At 38.5% G+C, this 17,440-nt stretch carries 19 protein-coding genes and 1 riboswitch; of the genes, 11 read left to right on the top strand and 8 right to left on the bottom strand.

Annotation, left to right across the window (positions count from 1 at the left end):
• Window positions 1-8: 8 nt before the first annotated feature.
• Complete coding sequence (locus FG382_RS11310) at window positions 9-896, bottom strand: DMT family transporter (RefSeq protein WP_188713326.1); 888 nt, start codon at window positions 894-896, stop codon at window positions 9-11.
• A 96-nt stretch (window positions 897-992) separates the two neighbouring features.
• Between FG382_RS11310 and FG382_RS11305 the strand changes: the two genes are divergently transcribed.
• The gene (locus FG382_RS11305; RefSeq protein ID WP_142538991.1) at window positions 993-1,223 is read left to right on the top strand and encodes an excisionase family DNA-binding protein; all 231 of its coding nucleotides are present in this window, start codon (window positions 993-995) and stop codon (window positions 1,221-1,223) included.
• Between the two features lie 58 nt (window positions 1,224-1,281).
• On the opposite strand, the gene FG382_RS11300 is transcribed toward FG382_RS11305, so the two are convergent.
• Window positions 1,282-2,268, bottom strand: a complete 987-nt coding sequence (locus tag FG382_RS11300; protein WP_142538990.1) for a homoserine dehydrogenase — start codon at window positions 2,266-2,268, stop codon at window positions 1,282-1,284.
• A 79-nt stretch (window positions 2,269-2,347) separates the two neighbouring features.
• The gene (locus tag FG382_RS11295; protein WP_142538989.1) at window positions 2,348-3,640 is read right to left on the bottom strand and encodes an O-acetylhomoserine aminocarboxypropyltransferase/cysteine synthase family protein; all 1,293 of its coding nucleotides are present in this window, start codon (window positions 3,638-3,640) and stop codon (window positions 2,348-2,350) included.
• Window positions 3,641-3,758: 118 nt separating this feature from the next.
• Window positions 3,759-3,875, bottom strand: a riboswitch (SAM riboswitch).
• Window positions 3,876-4,016: 141 nt separating this feature from the next.
• Here FG382_RS11295 and FG382_RS11290 point away from each other — a divergent pair.
• From FG382_RS11290 to FG382_RS11280, 3 genes are all read left to right on the top strand, one after another.
• Window positions 4,017-4,658 carry a glycerol-3-phosphate acyltransferase gene (locus tag FG382_RS11290; protein ID WP_142538988.1) on the top strand — a complete coding sequence of 214 codons (642 nt, stop codon included), beginning with the start codon at window positions 4,017-4,019 and terminating at the stop codon, window positions 4,656-4,658.
• 5 nt (window positions 4,659-4,663) lie between these two features.
• Entirely contained in the window at window positions 4,664-5,251 is a 588-nt protein-coding gene (locus tag FG382_RS11285; RefSeq protein ID WP_142539170.1) for a YdcF family protein, read from the top strand.
• Window positions 5,252-5,505: 254 nt separating this feature from the next.
• Complete coding sequence (locus FG382_RS11280; RefSeq protein ID WP_142538987.1) at window positions 5,506-6,504, top strand: zinc-dependent alcohol dehydrogenase family protein; 999 nt, start codon at window positions 5,506-5,508, stop codon at window positions 6,502-6,504.
• Between the two features lie 24 nt (window positions 6,505-6,528).
• Here the strand turns inward: FG382_RS11280 and FG382_RS11275 are convergent, their stop codons facing one another.
• Both FG382_RS11275 and FG382_RS11270 read right to left on the bottom strand, forming a co-directional pair.
• Window positions 6,529-6,888, bottom strand: a complete 360-nt coding sequence (locus tag FG382_RS11275) for a GIY-YIG nuclease family protein (protein WP_142538986.1) — start codon at window positions 6,886-6,888, stop codon at window positions 6,529-6,531.
• 19 nt (window positions 6,889-6,907) lie between these two features.
• Window positions 6,908-7,663, bottom strand: a complete 756-nt coding sequence (locus tag FG382_RS11270) for a DUF2087 domain-containing protein (RefSeq protein ID WP_142538985.1) — start codon at window positions 7,661-7,663, stop codon at window positions 6,908-6,910.
• A gap of 163 nt (window positions 7,664-7,826) precedes the next feature.
• On the opposite strand from FG382_RS11270, the gene FG382_RS11265 reads away from it, so the two are divergent.
• The 4 genes from FG382_RS11265 (at window position 7,827) to FG382_RS11250 (ending at window position 12,443) form a co-directional block, all read left to right on the top strand.
• The gene (locus FG382_RS11265) at window positions 7,827-9,524 is read left to right on the top strand and encodes a M3 family oligoendopeptidase (RefSeq protein ID WP_142538984.1); all 1,698 of its coding nucleotides are present in this window, start codon (window positions 7,827-7,829) and stop codon (window positions 9,522-9,524) included.
• A 23-nt stretch (window positions 9,525-9,547) separates the two neighbouring features.
• The gene (locus FG382_RS11260) at window positions 9,548-9,976 is read left to right on the top strand and encodes an RDD family protein (RefSeq protein ID WP_142538983.1); all 429 of its coding nucleotides are present in this window, start codon (window positions 9,548-9,550) and stop codon (window positions 9,974-9,976) included.
• A 244-nt stretch (window positions 9,977-10,220) separates the two neighbouring features.
• The gene (pepT, locus tag FG382_RS11255) at window positions 10,221-11,447 is read left to right on the top strand and encodes a peptidase T (RefSeq protein ID WP_142538982.1); all 1,227 of its coding nucleotides are present in this window, start codon (window positions 10,221-10,223) and stop codon (window positions 11,445-11,447) included.
• Between the two features lie 12 nt (window positions 11,448-11,459).
• Entirely contained in the window at window positions 11,460-12,443 is a 984-nt protein-coding gene (locus FG382_RS11250) for a DMT family transporter (RefSeq protein ID WP_142538981.1), read from the top strand.
• Between the two features lie 24 nt (window positions 12,444-12,467).
• Here the strand turns inward: FG382_RS11250 and FG382_RS11245 are convergent, their stop codons facing one another.
• Window positions 12,468-12,806, bottom strand: a complete 339-nt coding sequence (locus tag FG382_RS11245; RefSeq protein ID WP_142538980.1) for a DUF6054 family protein — start codon at window positions 12,804-12,806, stop codon at window positions 12,468-12,470.
• A 230-nt stretch (window positions 12,807-13,036) separates the two neighbouring features.
• Window positions 13,037-14,236 (bottom strand): NAD(P)-dependent malic enzyme, encoded by a 1,200-nt coding sequence (locus tag FG382_RS11240; protein ID WP_142538979.1) that lies wholly within the window; start codon window positions 14,234-14,236, stop codon window positions 13,037-13,039.
• Between the two features lie 618 nt (window positions 14,237-14,854).
• Between FG382_RS11240 and FG382_RS11235 the strand changes: the two genes are divergently transcribed.
• The 3 genes from FG382_RS11235 to FG382_RS11225 all read left to right on the top strand — a co-directional run bounded on the left by FG382_RS11235 (window position 14,855) and on the right by FG382_RS11225 (window position 16,132).
• Window positions 14,855-15,547, top strand: coding sequence for a hypothetical protein (locus FG382_RS11235; RefSeq protein WP_142538978.1), 693 nt, complete (start codon window positions 14,855-14,857; stop codon window positions 15,545-15,547).
• A 77-nt stretch (window positions 15,548-15,624) separates the two neighbouring features.
• On the top strand, window positions 15,625-15,933 hold the full coding sequence (locus FG382_RS11230; protein WP_373287616.1) for a DUF3243 domain-containing protein: 309 nt from the start codon (window positions 15,625-15,627) through the stop codon (window positions 15,931-15,933).
• Window positions 15,923-16,132 carry a hypothetical protein gene (locus FG382_RS11225; RefSeq protein WP_142538976.1) on the top strand — a complete coding sequence of 70 codons (210 nt, stop codon included), beginning with the start codon at window positions 15,923-15,925 and terminating at the stop codon, window positions 16,130-16,132. Before FG382_RS11230 ends, FG382_RS11225 begins: the two co-directional genes overlap by 11 nt.
• A gap of 38 nt (window positions 16,133-16,170) precedes the next feature.
• On the opposite strand, the gene FG382_RS11220 is transcribed toward FG382_RS11225, so the two are convergent.
• Entirely contained in the window at window positions 16,171-16,710 is a 540-nt protein-coding gene (locus FG382_RS11220) for a biotin transporter BioY (RefSeq protein WP_142538975.1), read from the bottom strand.
• Between the last annotated feature and the right edge of the window lie 730 nt (window positions 16,711-17,440).

Genomic DNA, 17,440 nt, shown 5'->3' with positions numbered 1-17,440 from the left:
TTTCCTATTCAACTATTAACAGGTATTTGCTTCGTCGATCTACTACCAACCGTTAGAACAACAATACTACCAAGCAGCAACAAAATACCGATCCACGAAGTTGCACTTAGTATCTCTCCAACTATAAATACTCCTAGCAATGCAGCGGTCGTCGGTTCAGCAAGCGATAGTGTTAACGCAGAGGAAGAGGGAATTTTATTCAATCCTCTTCCATATAACACATATGCCACACTCGTCGTCGCAAGCCCTAAGTAAAAGATGATTCCTACATTTCCACCGTTCTGTAGCCAGCTAACATCATACAAAAACCAAAACGGTAATAAGAAAACAGCGCTAACCGAAAATGTCATCGCCACCGCAGGAATGGCTTCTTCCTTTTGTAAAAGTGATTTACTAGACATCGTATATATAGCAAATCCAATCCCTGCAATAAGCGAATACATGACCCCAACTGGATTGATTGTAATTTCCCCTTTATTCATAAACAAAAAAATGCATCCTAGTAACGCGAAAGTGGTGGAGATTCCCCAAATTTTTGATGGTCTCAATTTTAAAAATAACCACTCGATTAATCCTGAAAATACAGGGGCACTTCCGATGGCGACAACGCTCGCAATTGCCACTCCTGTCAATTTAACAGACGAAAAAAACAATAATTGAAAAAGCGATATACAAATCGCTGCATAAATCGTTTCTTTCCAAGGCCAACTCTTAAACTTTATTTTCTTTAAAAGAATCATCGCGATTAACAATGAAAAACCACCGACCGCTGAACGTCCTGCACTAATAACGAAAGGATGCGCATTTTCTGGTAAAAACGTTTGCGCCGTCCCTGTTGTCCCCCATAAAACAGCCCCAAGTAATACGAATATGTATGGTATTACAGACAAACCCATCACCCCTCTTGAAAATTCTCATTTCACTTTCCATATAGCACATATTGAGATAGTGACTATCGTATCTTATACTTATATAGATAGGAGGCATTCCCCATGTATATGACAGTAGAAGAGACTGCGAATTATTTATCTATGCCTATTGAACAAGTGAAACGTTATATTGCTGAAAAAAAGATTCGTGCAATCTTCGATGGAGAAGACTATTACGTGAATAGTGCACAATTCCAAACACATTTAGAGCAAGTAGAAGAGTTAAAACGCCAAATTGACGAATGGCGAAACACACCCATTCCGGATGATATTGATGTGAAAGACGAGGATTAGCATTTAAATGCATATCAAAAATGACTTCGACACAAATTGTCGAAGTCATTTTTTTGTATTAAATCGTAATAAAAAATCCTGCTCGCTTACCAATAATTTCTGCGTAGTCTTCTACCATGACACTTGCAGTTGGATACATTCCCGCTCCCGGTCCTACTAATGTCAGTGTGCCGATATAATTTGTATCTAATGATACAGCGTTGTTTACTCCCTCAATCGCATATAAAGGATGATCCGGACCTACAAGTTGCGGTCCAACCGATGCAAATAGCTCTCCATTTTCGTCTTGTTCGATTTCTGCGACATGGCGATAACGAAGCCCTTCTTGTTTTGCTTTTCTAACATCCTCTAGTGAAATTTCATCAATACCAACTACTTTTACATCGCTCCAGTTTGGCTGTTTACCAAAAGCAAGCGCACTTAAAATCATCAGTTTACGGAATGCATCTTGACCAGAGACATCATTATATGGATCTGCTTCTGCATATCCTAGAAGCTGTGCTTCTTTTAAAGCCTCTTCAAACTGGCATTCATCTAAACGCATTTGCGTTAAGATGTAATTCGACGTTCCATTTAAAATTCCTTGAATTTTCTTCACTGAATTGACTTGAAGCAAATTTTTCAATGTTTTAATAACTGGAACTCCACCAGCTGTAGTTGCTTCGTACCCCACAAATACACCTCGTGATTTTGCACGTTCTTGTAGAGGAATGCTGTACTTGGAGAACATCACTTTATTTGCTGTAATAACATGACATCCTTTATCGATTGCTCGACATAAATAGCTATACGCTGGTTCTTCATTGACGATCGCTTCAAAAACTACTTGTAAACCTGGGATATTAATGATGTCCTCGAAGTTATCTGTCACTAGCACACCAGGTGTTGCTATTCTTTCTTTTGCTAAGTTATTGACAAGAATAGCGCTAATTTCAATATCCAATCCTAGCGATTTTTTTAAGTCTTCTTTTTTTTCATTGACAATATGATAGATCCCTTGGCCGACTGTTCCAAAACCTAAGATTGCTGCTTTTATTTTCGCCATACTTTCTCCTCCAACTAAATCTGCACAATTGAGCTTTTTACATATTGTAGACTATTTCAGCCCAATTAACAACAAAATTCTATCTAGAGAGGACATTTGTTTTTTCCACAAGTACTTTATCCAAAGCATTTTGTAAGTCCTCTACCGCCTCTAACCCTACAGACAAGCGGATTAGATCCTCTGTAACACCTGTTTTCACTAAATCTTCTGGTGTTAGCTGTTGATGTGTTGTAGATGCTGGGTGAATGATTAATGATTTGGCATCTCCAACATTAGCTACATGCGACCAAATTTCAATATTATCAATAATACGTTGCCCTGCTTCTTTTCCACCTTTTACACCAAAGTTTAAAATAGAGCCGAAGCCGTTTTGTAAATACTTTTTCGCCAGCTCATGAGAAGGATGATCTTCCAATCCTAAATAGTTCACCCATTCTACGCCTTCATGTTTCACTAAGAACTCTGCAATTTTTTGTGCATTTTCATTGTGTTTAGGCACTCGAAGATGCAGTGTTTCTAACCCCTGTAAAAATGAAAAAGCGGCTTCAGGGCTTAATGACGGACCGAAATCACGTAAAAGCTGCACACGTAATTTAATCGCAAAAGCTACGTTCGGTACATCGATCCCATAACGTAAACCGTGGTATGTTACGTCCGGCTCTGTAAATCCAGGGAATTTATCGGAGTTCCAGTCGAAGTTTCCTCCGTCTACTACAATTCCACCAATCGTTGTTCCATGTCCGCCAATCCATTTCGTAGCGGAATGGATTACCACATGAGCGCCATGCTTAATCGGGTTCGTTCCATATGGAGTAGCGAATGTGTTATCTATTAAAAGCGGAACTCCTACTTCATTCGCGATGGCTGCCACTTTTTCTATATCTAGTATGTTTAAACTCGGATTTCCGATCGTTTCTGCAAAGAAGCCTTTTGTTTTATCCGACACTGCAGCTCGGAAATTTTCCGGATTATTGGCATCAACAAATTTTACCGTAATGCCGTAACGAGGCAATGTATGTGCGAATAAATTAAATGTACCGCCGTATAAATTTTCTGCTGCGATTATTTCGTCCCCTGCTCCCGCAATATTCAAAATCGAGAACGCAATGGCTGCCATACCCGAAGATACTGCAACTGCTGCTGTTCCACCTTCAAGAAGCGCTACTCGTTGTTCAAAAACATCGACAGTCGGATTCATAATACGAGAGTAAATATTACCCGTTTCTTTTAATGCAAAAAGATTTTGTGCATGCTCCGTATCGCGAAACACATAAGAAGTCGTTTTGTGAATAGGTACCGCTCGAGAACCTGTTACTGGATCTGGTTGCTGACCGCCATGCAAAAGAACTGTTTCTTTTTGAAGATTTGTCATTTTGAATTCCTCCTAGAAAATAGTTTAGATGGACGCAGTGGGAAACGGGGAAAGATATTTAGGACAAACAAAAACCCCACTTCGATTAAGAAGAGGGGTGCAGTTTCGCATGTTCCTCCTCTTATCTTCCAAATTCATGTAAATGAATTTGTAGGAATTAGCACCTTTCCGAGTTTAGAACTCGGTGGTTGCCGGGCATCGCAGGGCCTATTCCCTCCGCCACTCTTGATAAGAGTATTAGATTTAGTTTTCCATCTTGATACAAAGTATAAGATTCTATGAATCTGTTCGTCAAGTGTTTTTCTAAAAAATTCTGAAACTTCTTTGATAGTTGAACGTTTAATGTATTGTAGTTATTTGACTCGGAGGTGAAATGATGGCAGTTTGGATTTTGACTATATTAATTATTAGCTACTTAGTCGGAGCAATCCATGGTTCGAAAGTTGCACAATTTATTAGCGGTGTCAACATAAAGAAGGAAGGTCTTAAAAACTCTGGTGCCTCTAACGCGGCAATTGTCCTAGGTATGAAATATGGTATTCTAGTTGCTCTAATAGATATTTTAAAAGGTGTTCTCGTTATTATCGGCATTCGCTTTTGCATACAGCAATACGGTACTTTTTCTGCTGCGGAACAGGATTTATTGCTTTATTTAGCTGGGGCTGCTGTTATTTTAGGACATAACTTCCCGGTTTACACTGGGTTTAAAGGTGGGAAAGGGACTGCTTCAATTATTGGTATTTTATTTGCTATTTATTGGCCAATTGGACTTATCGGACTTTTATTATTAATAGGTACGACTTTTTTAACGGACTTTTTATTGATTGGTGTATTTGTTTTTTATGCAGTATTTATCGTTGCTTCCATTTGGTTTGCAAAAGGAGTGGCACCTATTGCTATAGCCGGGTTTTTATTTGTCATGGCAGTTGTTTTACATATCGAAAATTTTCGTCGTCTAGTCCGTAAAGAAGAACCAAGGATATCCGCCTTCTTGAAGAAAAAGAAGCCGTCCGTGTGAATGCAATGAAGAAAAAAATGAGGTGGATCGTGCTTATTCCTTTGTTAGTAGTTGTTTCAGGCGGATTTGGTATGTGGATGGTCACGAGTAAATGGCTAGATGACGGGCTGGAGCCAAAAGCAGATGGATCCAATGAATACGCAATCGTGCTCGGTGCAAAAGTGAAGAAAGGAAATGTCCCTTCCCTTTCACTTCATTACCGTTTGGAAGCGACGCTCGCATATGCTGTAGAGAATCCCCATGTAAAACTTGTTGTATCTGGCGGACAAGGTCCTGATGAAGATATAGAGGAAGCGATCGTCATGAAAAATTTTCTTTTGGAAAATGGGATAGCCGAGGAACGAATTATCGTGGAAAAACAGTCAACTTCCACTTACGAGAATTTAAAGTTTTCACAGCAACTACTACCGGACGAGGTGGATTCAGTAACAATTATTACGAGTGATTATCATTTACACCGAGCGAAAATGCTTGCTAGTAAGATCGGTTGGGATACGGATGTTGTAGCTGCGGAAACGCCAGAAGTGGTGGAGGCAAAAGTGCGGTTGCGTGAAAGGGCTGCGCTTTTGAAGACTTATATTGTAGGGAAATGACTCCGGGCTTATGTTCGGAGTTTTTTTAGCGTTCGCAATTATTTATCTGGTTTCCTAAATAAAGTGGATAAATAAATTTATACTCTTTTACAAAAATGGGCCTACTATTAATTTTATACTCTATAAAGTATCATTGATTTTGTAAGTGAAAACTAAAAATTTTTTCTTTTCTAACTATTCATATGTTGGAATATAACTAATTAGCGTTGAATTTTTCTAATATTAGGTAAAACAAATTACAAGGAGTGACTAGTATGAAATCGCAAGTTATTCAATCTTTTGGTGAACCTTCTGTATTTCAGTATAAAGAGATTTCAAAACCTGAACTAAAACCTGGACATGTACTTGTTCAAGTAAAGGCTACAAGTGTTAATCCTATTGATACGAAAGTCCGAGCTGGTGCAGTTCCAGCCGTAGCACCGGAATTGCCAGCAGTATTACACGGAGATGTGGCTGGTTTGGTATGTGCAGTAGGTGAAGGAGTGACCGATTTTAAAATTGGCGATGAAGTGTTTGGATGTGCGGGTGGATTTAAAGGTACGTCTGGTGGTGCTCTTGCTGAGTTTATCCTGGCAGATGTTGACCTACTTGCTCATAAGCCGAAAAATTTGACGATGGAAGAAGCCGCGGCTTTACCACTGGTTTCCATCACCGCTTGGGAAGCATTATTTAATCGGGCAAAGCTAGTACCTGGGCAAGACATCCTAATTCACGGAGCTACTGGAGGAGTAGGGCATATCGCCATTCAACTAGCCAAATGGGCAGGCGCGAAAGTCTATACTACTGCCTCTTCACAAGAGAAGCTAGAGATTGGTACTCTCCTTGGCGCAGATACAACGATCAATTATCGAGAAGAAAGCGTTAACGACTATGTACAAAAGTATACAAACGGGAAAGGGTTTGACCTCGTCTTTGACACTGTGGGAGGTGAAAACCTTGATCGCTCATTCGAAGCGGCAGCACTACATGGAACGGTAACAGCCATTGCTGCTCGTTCGACTCATGACCTCTCCCCTATGCACTCGAAGGGACTTTCTCTCCATATTACTTTTATGTTGTTGAAAATATTAAATGAAGATATGCATAAACATAACGGGGAAATTTTGAAGAAGGTTGCTAAGGTAGTGGAGGAAGGGAAGCTGCGCCCACTTTTAGATTCCAAAGTTTTTACATTTGATGAAGTCTCCGAAGCCCATGAGTATATGGAGTCAGGAAAAGCAATAGGAAAAATTGTTTTGAAAAATGATTGGTAATATTATTGTTCAAAAAAGCTTCCCTTATTCGGAAGCTTTTTTCGTATGATACCCCTTCCCCCCGTATGGTTGTAATTTATCCATCCACTGATCTAACAGCTTTTCTAGTTCTTTCTTTTCATTCAAAAATTGATTTTCTGGCATTTTTAATACTTCCACTTGTTCCATTTCAAATGCTTCTTTTCCATATTGGTTCCACTCTTCTTGTAGCTCTTTATTTGTGTGCATACCATTTTCAAGTGTGAATTTCGTTCCGTTAAGTGTTTTGAAGTTCCGGGTTGAAGCGACAAACTTTTTTCCGTTTTGTTTATTGGTAATTGTATAAATACCGCTTTCTATCTTTACTTCTTTGTATGCTTGTTTCAATTCTTTTTTTCTTTCCATTTTAATCAATCCTTTTCTACTAATTTTTAACCCAGTATTCACTACCGTCGTCTTTACGGTCTAAAAATCCATATTCGATTAAATAACGTCTTAAAGTGACGAAGTCTGCATATACATTTTTGAGTACTTCATTTATCTCTTTTTCGCTGTATGACTTTTCTTGATCAAATCGCTTGATAATAACGCGTAATGTGGCTAGCTTTTGCTTTTCTTTTTTCGGAAATTTTACTAATGGACCATTAACGCCTTTTGAGAAAAATTTCTTTTCCACTTCTTCTTGCTCTTCTTTCGTTATGTTATAACGATCGTCAACCATTGTTGCATTTTTATGAAGCGGCAAGAACACTGGTGCATGGTCGTCTTTTTCCTTCAGTAGTTCCATGAGCGTTAAGAAAATTTTCGCTTGTCGCTCTTTTTCTTTTAAAACGAAGCGATGGTTTCTTATAGTGGAGCTGCTACCTATATTTAATTCGGTTTGAATTTCTGCATCGCTTTTCCCTTCATAAAATAATCGTAATAAGCTATTTTGATGATCCGTTAAACCAGTTAGTTTTTTGTTTAAACCAATGAGGTACTGAAACATAGATCCATGCTCTTGTTCAAGATGTAGCTTCATAAAACGCTCTGCTTCCAATAAAACGGACTGGTAAGGATAAATAATCCCCTTTTCTACTTTTGCACCACACACTAAACAGACAAAAGCTTCTTTTTCATCTATATAACCCGCTTTCAACTGTTCTATGTTGGCATTCCAAAACAATTCGTTATTCTCCATAATACAAACACATCCATTCATCGTTTATCATTTTACAAACATTTTATACGAACGTCTATAAAATATCAAGTTATAAATAGTTGTTGCAATATATCAGAAAATATTGAACAATAAAATAGAAAACGTTTCGGATTTCGAAGAAGCGACCGGGAGGAGAATAGCAGTGGTTACATTTAAAGACTATGAATACAAAAGACCGAATTTAGAAGAAGACAAAGCAAAGTTTAACGAGGCTTTAGTAAAATTTAAAGAAGCTTCTACTATGGAAGAGCAAAGTAAAGCAATTGAAACACTAAACACATTGCGCAATGACTTTTCGACTCAAGCCAACTTGGTGTACATTCGAGCATCAATTGATACAAACGATGAGTATTATCAAAAAGAGCGGGACTATTTTGATGAAATTAGTCCTGAAGTAGATGAACTGGTTACGGAATACTATAAAGCACTTGTAGCTTCACCATTCCGTCAAGAGCTAGAAAACAAATGGGGCAGCCAATTATTTGATCTAGCTGATTTTCAAATTAAAGCATTTTCTTCTGAAGTAATTTCGCTTTTGCAGAAGGAAAACAAACTATCTTCCGATTACTCTAAGCTAGTTGCTTCAGCGCAAGTAGAGTTTAACGGAGAGACGTTAACACTTGCTCAGCTTGGGCCTTACTCTGAATCGACAGACCGAGATGTGCGCAAAAAAGCGACAGAAGCTAGATTCGGTTTCTTCCAAGAGCATGAAGAAAAATTTGACGATATTTATGATCAACTCGTAAAAGTTCGTCATGAAATTGCGACAAAGTTAGGTTATAAAAACTTTGTGGAACTTGGCTATGTACGTATGAATCGTATCGACTACAATGCCGAAATGGTGAAAAAGTTCCGTGACCAAGTACGTGATTATATTGTTCCTTTAGCAACTAAACTATATGAACGCCAAGCAAAACGCATTGGTGTGGAGCAAATGAAGTTTTACGATGAATCACTCAACTTCTTGACAGGAAACGCTACCCCACAAGGTTCTCCAGAGTGGATTGTAGAGAACGGGAAGAAAATGTATGAGGAGCTTTCTCCAGAAACTGCAGAGTTCTTCCAATTCATGATTGATCGCGATTTGATGGATTTAGTTGCGAAGAAAGGGAAAGAATCTGGAGGATACTGTACGTTTATCGATGACTATGAATCTCCATTTATTTTCTCTAACTTTAACGGAACTTCGGGTGATATCGATGTGTTAACACATGAAGCAGGTCATGCTTTCCAAGTGTATACGAGCCGCAATATTGGAATTCCAGAATACATTTGGCCAACATTTGAGTCTTGTGAAATTCACTCGATGAGTATGGAGTTTTTCACATGGCCTTGGATGGAATTGTTCTTTAAAGAGCAAACGGATAAATATAAATTTGCACATTTAAGCAGCGGACTTCTGTTCTTACCTTATGGAGTTGCAGTAGATGAATTCCAGCACGCTGTATATGAAAATCCAGAAATGACTCCAGCGGAACGAAAAGCTGCTTGGAAAAAAATTGAGGAAATCTATTTACCTCATCGTGATTATGATGGCAATAGTTATTTAGAAGCAGGTGCTTTCTGGCAACGTCAAGGTCATATTTACGCTAGTCCGTTTTATTATATCGACTATACATTAGCGCAAATTTGTGCATTCCAGTTCTGGAAGCGTTCAAGAGAAGACCACGAGGCTGCATGGAAAGATTATTTACATCTATGTCAATTAGGAGGTTCGAAATCTTTTACTAAATTAGTAGCGGAAGCGAATTTAATCTCCCCATTTGAGGATGGTTGTGTGGAATCGGTTGTTGGCACGATTGAAGAATATTTAAATAGTGTAGATGACTCTGCATTATAATAATTGCGTAAAGGAGTGAATTATTGAATCCAGCTGGTTTTTGGGCTCGGTTTGCCGCTAGTTTATTAGATGGATTAATCATTGGAATACCTTTAACTTTTATTAGTTTCTTAATAGTGGGAAACTGGAATGAATCTCCTATTACAAGTGTTGGTAATATCGTTTATACCCTTATCGTCCCTGTTTTATGGTCCGGATATACAGTAGGCAAGAAAATCTTAGGTATTCGAATTGCAAAAGTGGATGGTACGAAACTCGGCTATGGAACGATGCTCTTGCGCGTTCTTGTAGGGGGGCTCATATATGCCTTCACCTTTGGAATTGCCCTAGTTGTCAGTGCATTTATGGTAGGAATCCGTGAAGATAAAAGAGCAATTCATGATTTCATCGCCGGAACGTATGTAACGTATGATCGACCGGAAGAAATACTAGAAGAAAAAGAACAGTTTTGAAGTAAAGGCTACCGAAAAGAGGCAATTTCGGTAGCCTTTTTGTGTGGGGTTTAGGTTTAGTTGGAAAAACGGAGAGTTTAGTTGGAAATTTGGAAGGTTTAGTTGGAAAAATGAACAACTTAGTTGTAATTGTAATTTTATGGATGAATTATTATCTGTACCTAGCACCAGTAATAATTCCGAAAGTCGAAAGAATCTGTTAAAATAGAAGTATTCGTTTTAATTTGAAAGGGGATCTCATTTCATGAAAGAAACATTAATCGAGCGTTTAACTCGTTATGCAAAAATAGACACACAATCAGACGCAGCAAGCACTACTTGCCCTTCAACGGAAGGTCAATGGGATTTGCTACATGTATTAGAGAAAGAACTTGCGGAAATTGGCTTAGAAGAAATTACTTTAGATGAAAACGGCTATTTGTTTGCTACATTGCCTGCTAATACGGATAAAGATATACCGACAATCGGATTTTTGGCACATGTGGATACGGCTACAGACTACACTGGTAAAAATGTAAACCCACAGCGTATTGATAATTATGACGGAAAAGATATCAAGTTAAATGAATCAACCGTGATGTCTGTGAAAGACTTCCCAGAGCTTTCAAACTATGTTGGACATACACTTTTAACAACAGATGGCACAACACTTTTAGGTGCAGATGACAAAGCTGGGATTGCAATCATTATGACGGCAATGGAATACTTTGTTCAAAATCCAGATGTGAAACACGGCAAAATTCGTGTAGCCTTTAACCCGGATGAAGAAATCGGTCGTGGACCACATAAATTTGACGTAGAAAAATTTGAAGCGAAATTCGCCTATACGATGGACGGCGGTCCGCTTGGTGAATTACAATACGAAAGCTTCAACGCTGCGGGTGCGCATGTCGTAACCAATGGGACTAGTGTGCATCCTGGTTCTGCAAAAGATAAAATGGTGAACTCCATTACAATCGCAACGAAGTTCCAATCGCATATGCCAGTAGACGCTGTTCCTGAAAAAACAGAAGGCTATGAAGGATTTATCCACTTGATGAATTTCAATGGGGATGTAGAGAAAACAGAGCTTAGCTATATTATCCGCGATCATGATCGTGAAAAGTTCGAAGCGAAAAAGCAGTTGTTCCTAGATACTGCCGAAAAAATTAAAGCAGAATACGGAGAAGGCGCTATTTCCGTTAAACTAGAGGATCAATACTACAATATGGGTGAGAAAATTACGCCTGTAATGGAAATCGTAGACGTCGCTAGAGATGTAATGGTTGGACTAAATATCGAGCCATTAATCATTCCAGTTAGAGGCGGTACAGACGGTTCTCAGCTTTCTTACATGGGTATGCCCACTCCTAACGTATTTACTGGTGGCGAAAACTATCATGGTAAGTATGAATACGTTTCAGTGGATGTTATGGAAAAATCTACAGAAGTTGTAAAAGGGATTATTCAAGCTTTTGAAAAACAAGCATAAGTAGGTGAATGCATGCGGGAAATATTACTGGGGATTCTTGCCTCTTTGTTTTTTGCGGTAACGTTTATTCTTAATCGTTCGATGGAAGTATCGGGAGGAAGCTGGCTTTGGAGTTCCTCCCTCCGCTTCTTCTTTATGTTACCTTTTCTGTTTATCATTGTTTCTTATCGAAAAGGGTTGGCTATTACATTCAAAGAGCTAAGATCCGCTCCTGCTCCGTGGCTTATATGGAGTTTTGTAGGCTTTGTTTTGTTTTATGCACCACTTACATTTGCAGCCGGCTATGGTCCGGGCTGGTTAATCTCCGGAATGTGGCAATTTACCATCGTTGCAGGCGTGTTACTTGCCCCATTTTTCTCAGTGAAAATAAAGGATCGGATGATTAAACAAAAAATACCAATCATTTCACTACTAATCTCATTTGTCATTTTAATAGGTATTATTCTTATCCAAATTCCAAATACAGGCTCTCTTTCTATGAGTGTTGTTTTTTTAGGTATATTGCCTGTAATAGTGGCAGCATTTGCCTACCCTCTAGGTAATCGTAAAATGATGGAGCATTTAGATGGTAAGCTGGATACATTTCAACGTGTGCTTGGGATGACAATTGCTTCCCTCCCCGCCTGGATTATACTTGTAGTATTCGCGTTATATACAGTTGGACTCCCTTCTACGAGTCAGGTTGTACAATCGTTAATAGTTGCTGTTAGCTCTGGCGTTGTCGCTACAACTCTATTTTTTATGGCAACGGATCGTGTCCGCAACCACCAAGGAAAGTTGGCTGCTGTAGAAGCAACTCAGTCGACAGAAATACTATTTGTAATTGCCGGAGAAATGATCATTCTTCATATTCCCTTACCTACACCGGTTGCTTTAGTAGGGCTTGGTATTATTATTTTAGGAATGTTTTTACATAGCTACTATACGAAGGTTTTAAATACTAGAACAGCATTAACTTCAAATACGACAGAAAAAAAAGTACATGGTTACGAGTAATCTTCCTTGTAACCATGTACTTTTTTACAGTATATATTCTCCAAGAGCCCTTTCTACACTATTTACAAAGTCGCCTCCCGCTCCCCAATCAAAGCGAAAAATAGCACCTGATCCCGCTCCTGAAGAAGCAGCATGTACTTTTGTTTTGTTCTCTAAATTATCAATCGTAATAGTCAATGAAGCCCGATTGCTTGTACGCATATAATATTTCTCTAATACGCATACTACAACCTGATGTTCGCCTATAACTCGTTCGTACACATCTATAAGCGTGCCTGAAATACTACCTTGCACGACATGTTGTTGCAAAATATCTAGCGCAGCTTTCGGTTCTAATGAAACATAAAAGTCACGTATATCCATTCGAATACCCCCATTTCCTCTTATACTTACTTTTACGTGTGAAAGAGTAAATAGTTTCTAAGAATGGAAGGAAACAAAAATGTTCCGTAGAGGCTTTTTCTCTAGGAACATTTTTTGAACGCATGTTGAAATAATCTTTATCACAGAATCTAGTAGTATCATATATTTTAAAAATATACGAATATTGTTATTTTAATCAAATATTTTCCATTTAAATCATAAAAAATTTCTTATACTTCTCTTAACACAGGCTGAAATAAAGTTGAAACTCCTGACTCGATAGCCGCTTCACTTACTGCCTTTGCTACTACCTCCACAACCTGTTCATTAAACGGATCTGGAATAATATAATCCTCTCTAATCTCATCCTCTTCAATAAGAGATGCAATTGCATGGACAGCCGCTAGTTTCATATCTTCATTGATATCAGTTGCTCTTACATCTAATGCCCCTCTAAAAATACCTGGGAAGGCTAGCACATTATTTACTTGGTTCGGATGATCAGAGCGACCAGTTGCAATAACCTTTACTCCCCACTCTTTTGCTAAATCATAAGCCACCTCTGGGTTTGGATTTGCCAAAGCAAAAATAATCGGGTCATTATTCATCGAATCGATCATATCTTTTGTCAAAAGATTAGCTACAGAAACACCGATAAATACATCTGCACCTTCCATTGCATCCTGCAAAGAACCTTTTAGATTATATGGATTCGTACTGCTTGCAATCATTGCTTTTACCGAGTTCATTCCTTCTGCTCGACCTTCATAAATAATTCCTGTAGAATCGCACATAATAATTTCACGATAGCCTAGTTGTTGTAAAATGCGTAAAATAGCCATTCCTGCTGCGCCAGCGCCGTTAATCACTACTTTAAGTGCTGGTATTTGTTTATTTACAAGCTTTACTGCATTTTGAAGTCCAGCCCCTACTACAATCGCAGTCCCATGCTGGTCATCATGAAATACTGGGATATTAAGCTCCGCACGAAGGCGATCCTCTATTTCAAAGCAACGTGGTGCAGAAATATCTTCTAAGTTAATCGCACCAAAGGTTGGGCTTAAAGCTTTTACAATTTGGACAATTTCATCAACACTTTTTGTATCCAGACAAATTGGGAAGGCATCGACATTTGCAAATCTTTTAAGAAGGATTGCTTTTCCTTCCATCACAGGTAAAGCGGCTTCTGGCCCAATATCCCCGAGTCCTAAAACAGCAGTACCATCAGTTACTACACCGACAAGATTTCCTTTTGCTGTGTATTCATAAATAGTGGAGGGGTCATTTTTTATCTCTAAACAAGGCTCTGCTACTCCCGGGGAATAAGCTAAACTTAAATCCTCCCTGCTTCCCATTGGGACCTTTGCTACTAACTCCAACTTCCCTTTACTCTCTCGATGCAAATTCAATGCACGTGTTCTCAAATCCATCTTCTCACTCACCTATCCTCTAGATTTATCAAAATGCTCCCCTTTTCTATAAGGAAGATCAGATCCACACAATTAATCTTCTTTATATTCTGAAAATTATAGACGGTGTATATTTCAATGTCAATGCTTAAGTCTTAGTGAACTTCTTCACATATTTTTTCCTATGTTTATATTTATATGTAAAATTATTCAAACATAATTATTTTAATAAATAATATTATTTTCATTAAAGGAAGTTCATAATATAGGATAGCGCTTGCTTGGTAAATTGCTCTGTTAGTGTCCGCTAGTATCTCACTGCACTATTCTCCAGTTAATGGATAAGAGCAATCAAACAGTCATTGAAAGCAATCAATTCTATTCGGAAAGCAACCATTTCTTAAAATATCCATTTTTATTTCCTGAAACATAAAAAATCGGTAACCAGTTTTGGTTACCGATACGTATATAGCACTGTCTTAACTTTGAGGGGGGTTAAGTGTGCGAAAGTCAGCCACATTTTTGGAGAAAAGTCGCTGGAAAGAGTCCTCACATCTAAGAGGATTTCTCTATATGGTAATGATAATCATTTTCATTTAAAAAGTCAACAGTTTTGATAAAATTCTGTATAATATGTATATGACTACTTTATCGAATGATCAAATCAGACAATTGAATAATTATAGCGTGTATTTAGTGCCTTCTGGAACTCCCCTTTTCCATGCTAAAAATGTGGATATTTCAATCTCCATGATTAAGCTAATCTCTGGTGCTCCGACTGATCCAATTGCAGCGTCTTTTTTCATGCGAAGGGTTGGTATGTTCATCTCGATGCAGTTTTATATGATGACGATGTATGATGAAATTTGGGATGGACCATTAGAGAGTTTAATGTTTTTTTCAACAACCGAGTATGGAAATAAAACAATCAGCACCTATATAAGGGAAGAACATTTTCGCGAGACGAGAAAAAATCGTGCAGAAGACGTTCAACTTATTTGGGAGCAACAATGCTATCCCATTATTCAACAATTGCGCTCGGCGTGTAGTGTCTCCCCATTAACATTATGGGAAAATGTCTTTGGCTATTTACTTTGGCATTATTACACTTTTTTTGACAACGGAGCTATTGCAGATCAAGCGAAGCAAGATTGGATTCTTATGCAAGATGAAGCTATTTGGACTGCCTTTACTTCTAAATCATTTTTATCTCACTATTTGAAAGGAAAAAGACCAGCTCAATTAATCAATAGTCCGGTTCGTACAACCTGCTGTTTCTCTAAAGATATTCCAGGTTTGCAAAAATGCGGTTTTTGTCCACTTTATTCCTAAAATAAATATGCATGATTGCCCCTTCTTTGGACAAAACTATGAAGGATTCTAAAAGAAGGGAGTGTATGTGAATGGCGATGAACATTGATGACCGTCTGGATGCAAAGTTAAATAGTATCAACTCGGAAGAAAAAGAAGAGATTCTTAAAAACTTTACTAACTTTAAATCTTATTTAGCAGGTAAAGTAGCAGCTGGTGAAAAAATGGGATTAAGCGAGGAAGTATTAGCTAAAGCTACTGAAAAGGTAGCTGGTTATCTTGCAAACCATGAAGAACCACGAAATCGCGAAGAACATCTTTTACAACAACTTTGGAAAAGTGGAGACAAAGAGCAACAACACGCTCTTAGTCACATGCTTTTAAACCTTGTAAAAAATGAAGGATAAAATCCGACATGATGCACAAGGACGCTTTCTTGATAATCCAGATGGCGTACGAACAACAAAAGAAAGTCTTTTTGATATGCACGAAGATATGCAAACAGTAGATCCCATTCCAGTGGAAGAACTAAACATACAAGTGCAAGATGAAGCTTTCCACCACCACACAAAAAATCGTTCATTAAGCGAAGAACGATACCCCTAAAAACATAAAACTTGCCTGAACCCCCTCAGGCAAGTTTCTTATATTAATTTAGCCGCTACTAAGCGTTTTCTTATTAGGATCCCAATAATAGCAGCCACAATTGCTTTTGCTAAATCTGGTAAAATAAACGGAAGCATTCCACCTTTAATTGCTCCATTCCAAGGCAAATCTGCAGCTAATTTTAACCAAACGGTGCCAAGCGTTAAGATTATTAATACGGCAATCATATTCGCTATAATCGCTTGTACTTTCGTATGCCCAAAACTTCCTAAATACCAACCGACGAATAAAGCAGCAGGAATAATGGCCATAATATAGCCACCGGTTGGACCCAAAACAACTCCAAATCCACCTTTCATCCCCGCAAAAACAGGAATGCCAATAACCCCCATCAACACGTATACTGCGACAGCGAGTGTACCATATTTTGCCCCTAAAATAGTTGCCGTCAACATAACCGCAATTGTCATTAACGTAAATGGAACTGGCGGTATATTAATAATTATTTGAGCTGCAACAGATATTATTGCAGCAAACAATGCAGCCACAATCATCATTTTTAAACGGTTATTTCTCATATTATTTTCCCCTTTTCCCCAAAGAGTTAACCACCCAATTAGTTTAGTTAACTAAAATTTATCATAATAAAAATGCAGCTTTCCGTCAATAACAAAAGGGAAAGCATCTATATCTACCTATATATGGAAATATTAATAGTGGTAGGTCACACAGTATAGGGAAACTGCGCGGTAGTGAATTGAATGAATCCGCTGGGATTTCCGCTTCAGGGCGGACGCTTTCCGCGGGGTGAGCGATAAGCCACCACCGACGCTACGCGTACGATGTAATGGCTTATCTGTCTCACTCATCCCGCTGGAGGCGCCGCCCTTCCCCTTCAATCCAATAAAGCAAGCTACTTCCTTCATGTCACTAGCTATTAGAGAAATATGAAACATTATGGAACAAGAGAAGATGTGATACCAATAACTTGAAAAAGACGAGCCGAGCTTTATCCTAATAAACGAGCTACTTATTTGGTGATAGACTTTTCTAATTTGGTTTAATTATTATGGAGTGGTAAACTTGATAAATTTATAACTTTGATAACTGCAGAGACCAAGTTAGCAGCCCATCCATAATGATTGAAGCGGAAGGCGGTGACTCCTGCCGGAATAGCATGAGCTGAAAGCCCCGCAGGAGCGTTAGCGACGAGGAGATTGAAGCCATGCCGGCGGACAGCGTCCGCCTGAAGCGAAAATCATAGTGATCTCCTAATAGGACAATCTACCGCTCAGTTTCCCTATACAT

The organism is Psychrobacillus lasiicapitis (genome assembly GCF_006861795.1).
Lineage (GTDB): Bacteria > Bacillota > Bacilli > Bacillales_A > Planococcaceae > Psychrobacillus > Psychrobacillus lasiicapitis.
This window is presented reverse-complemented; position numbering and strand designations above follow the sequence as displayed.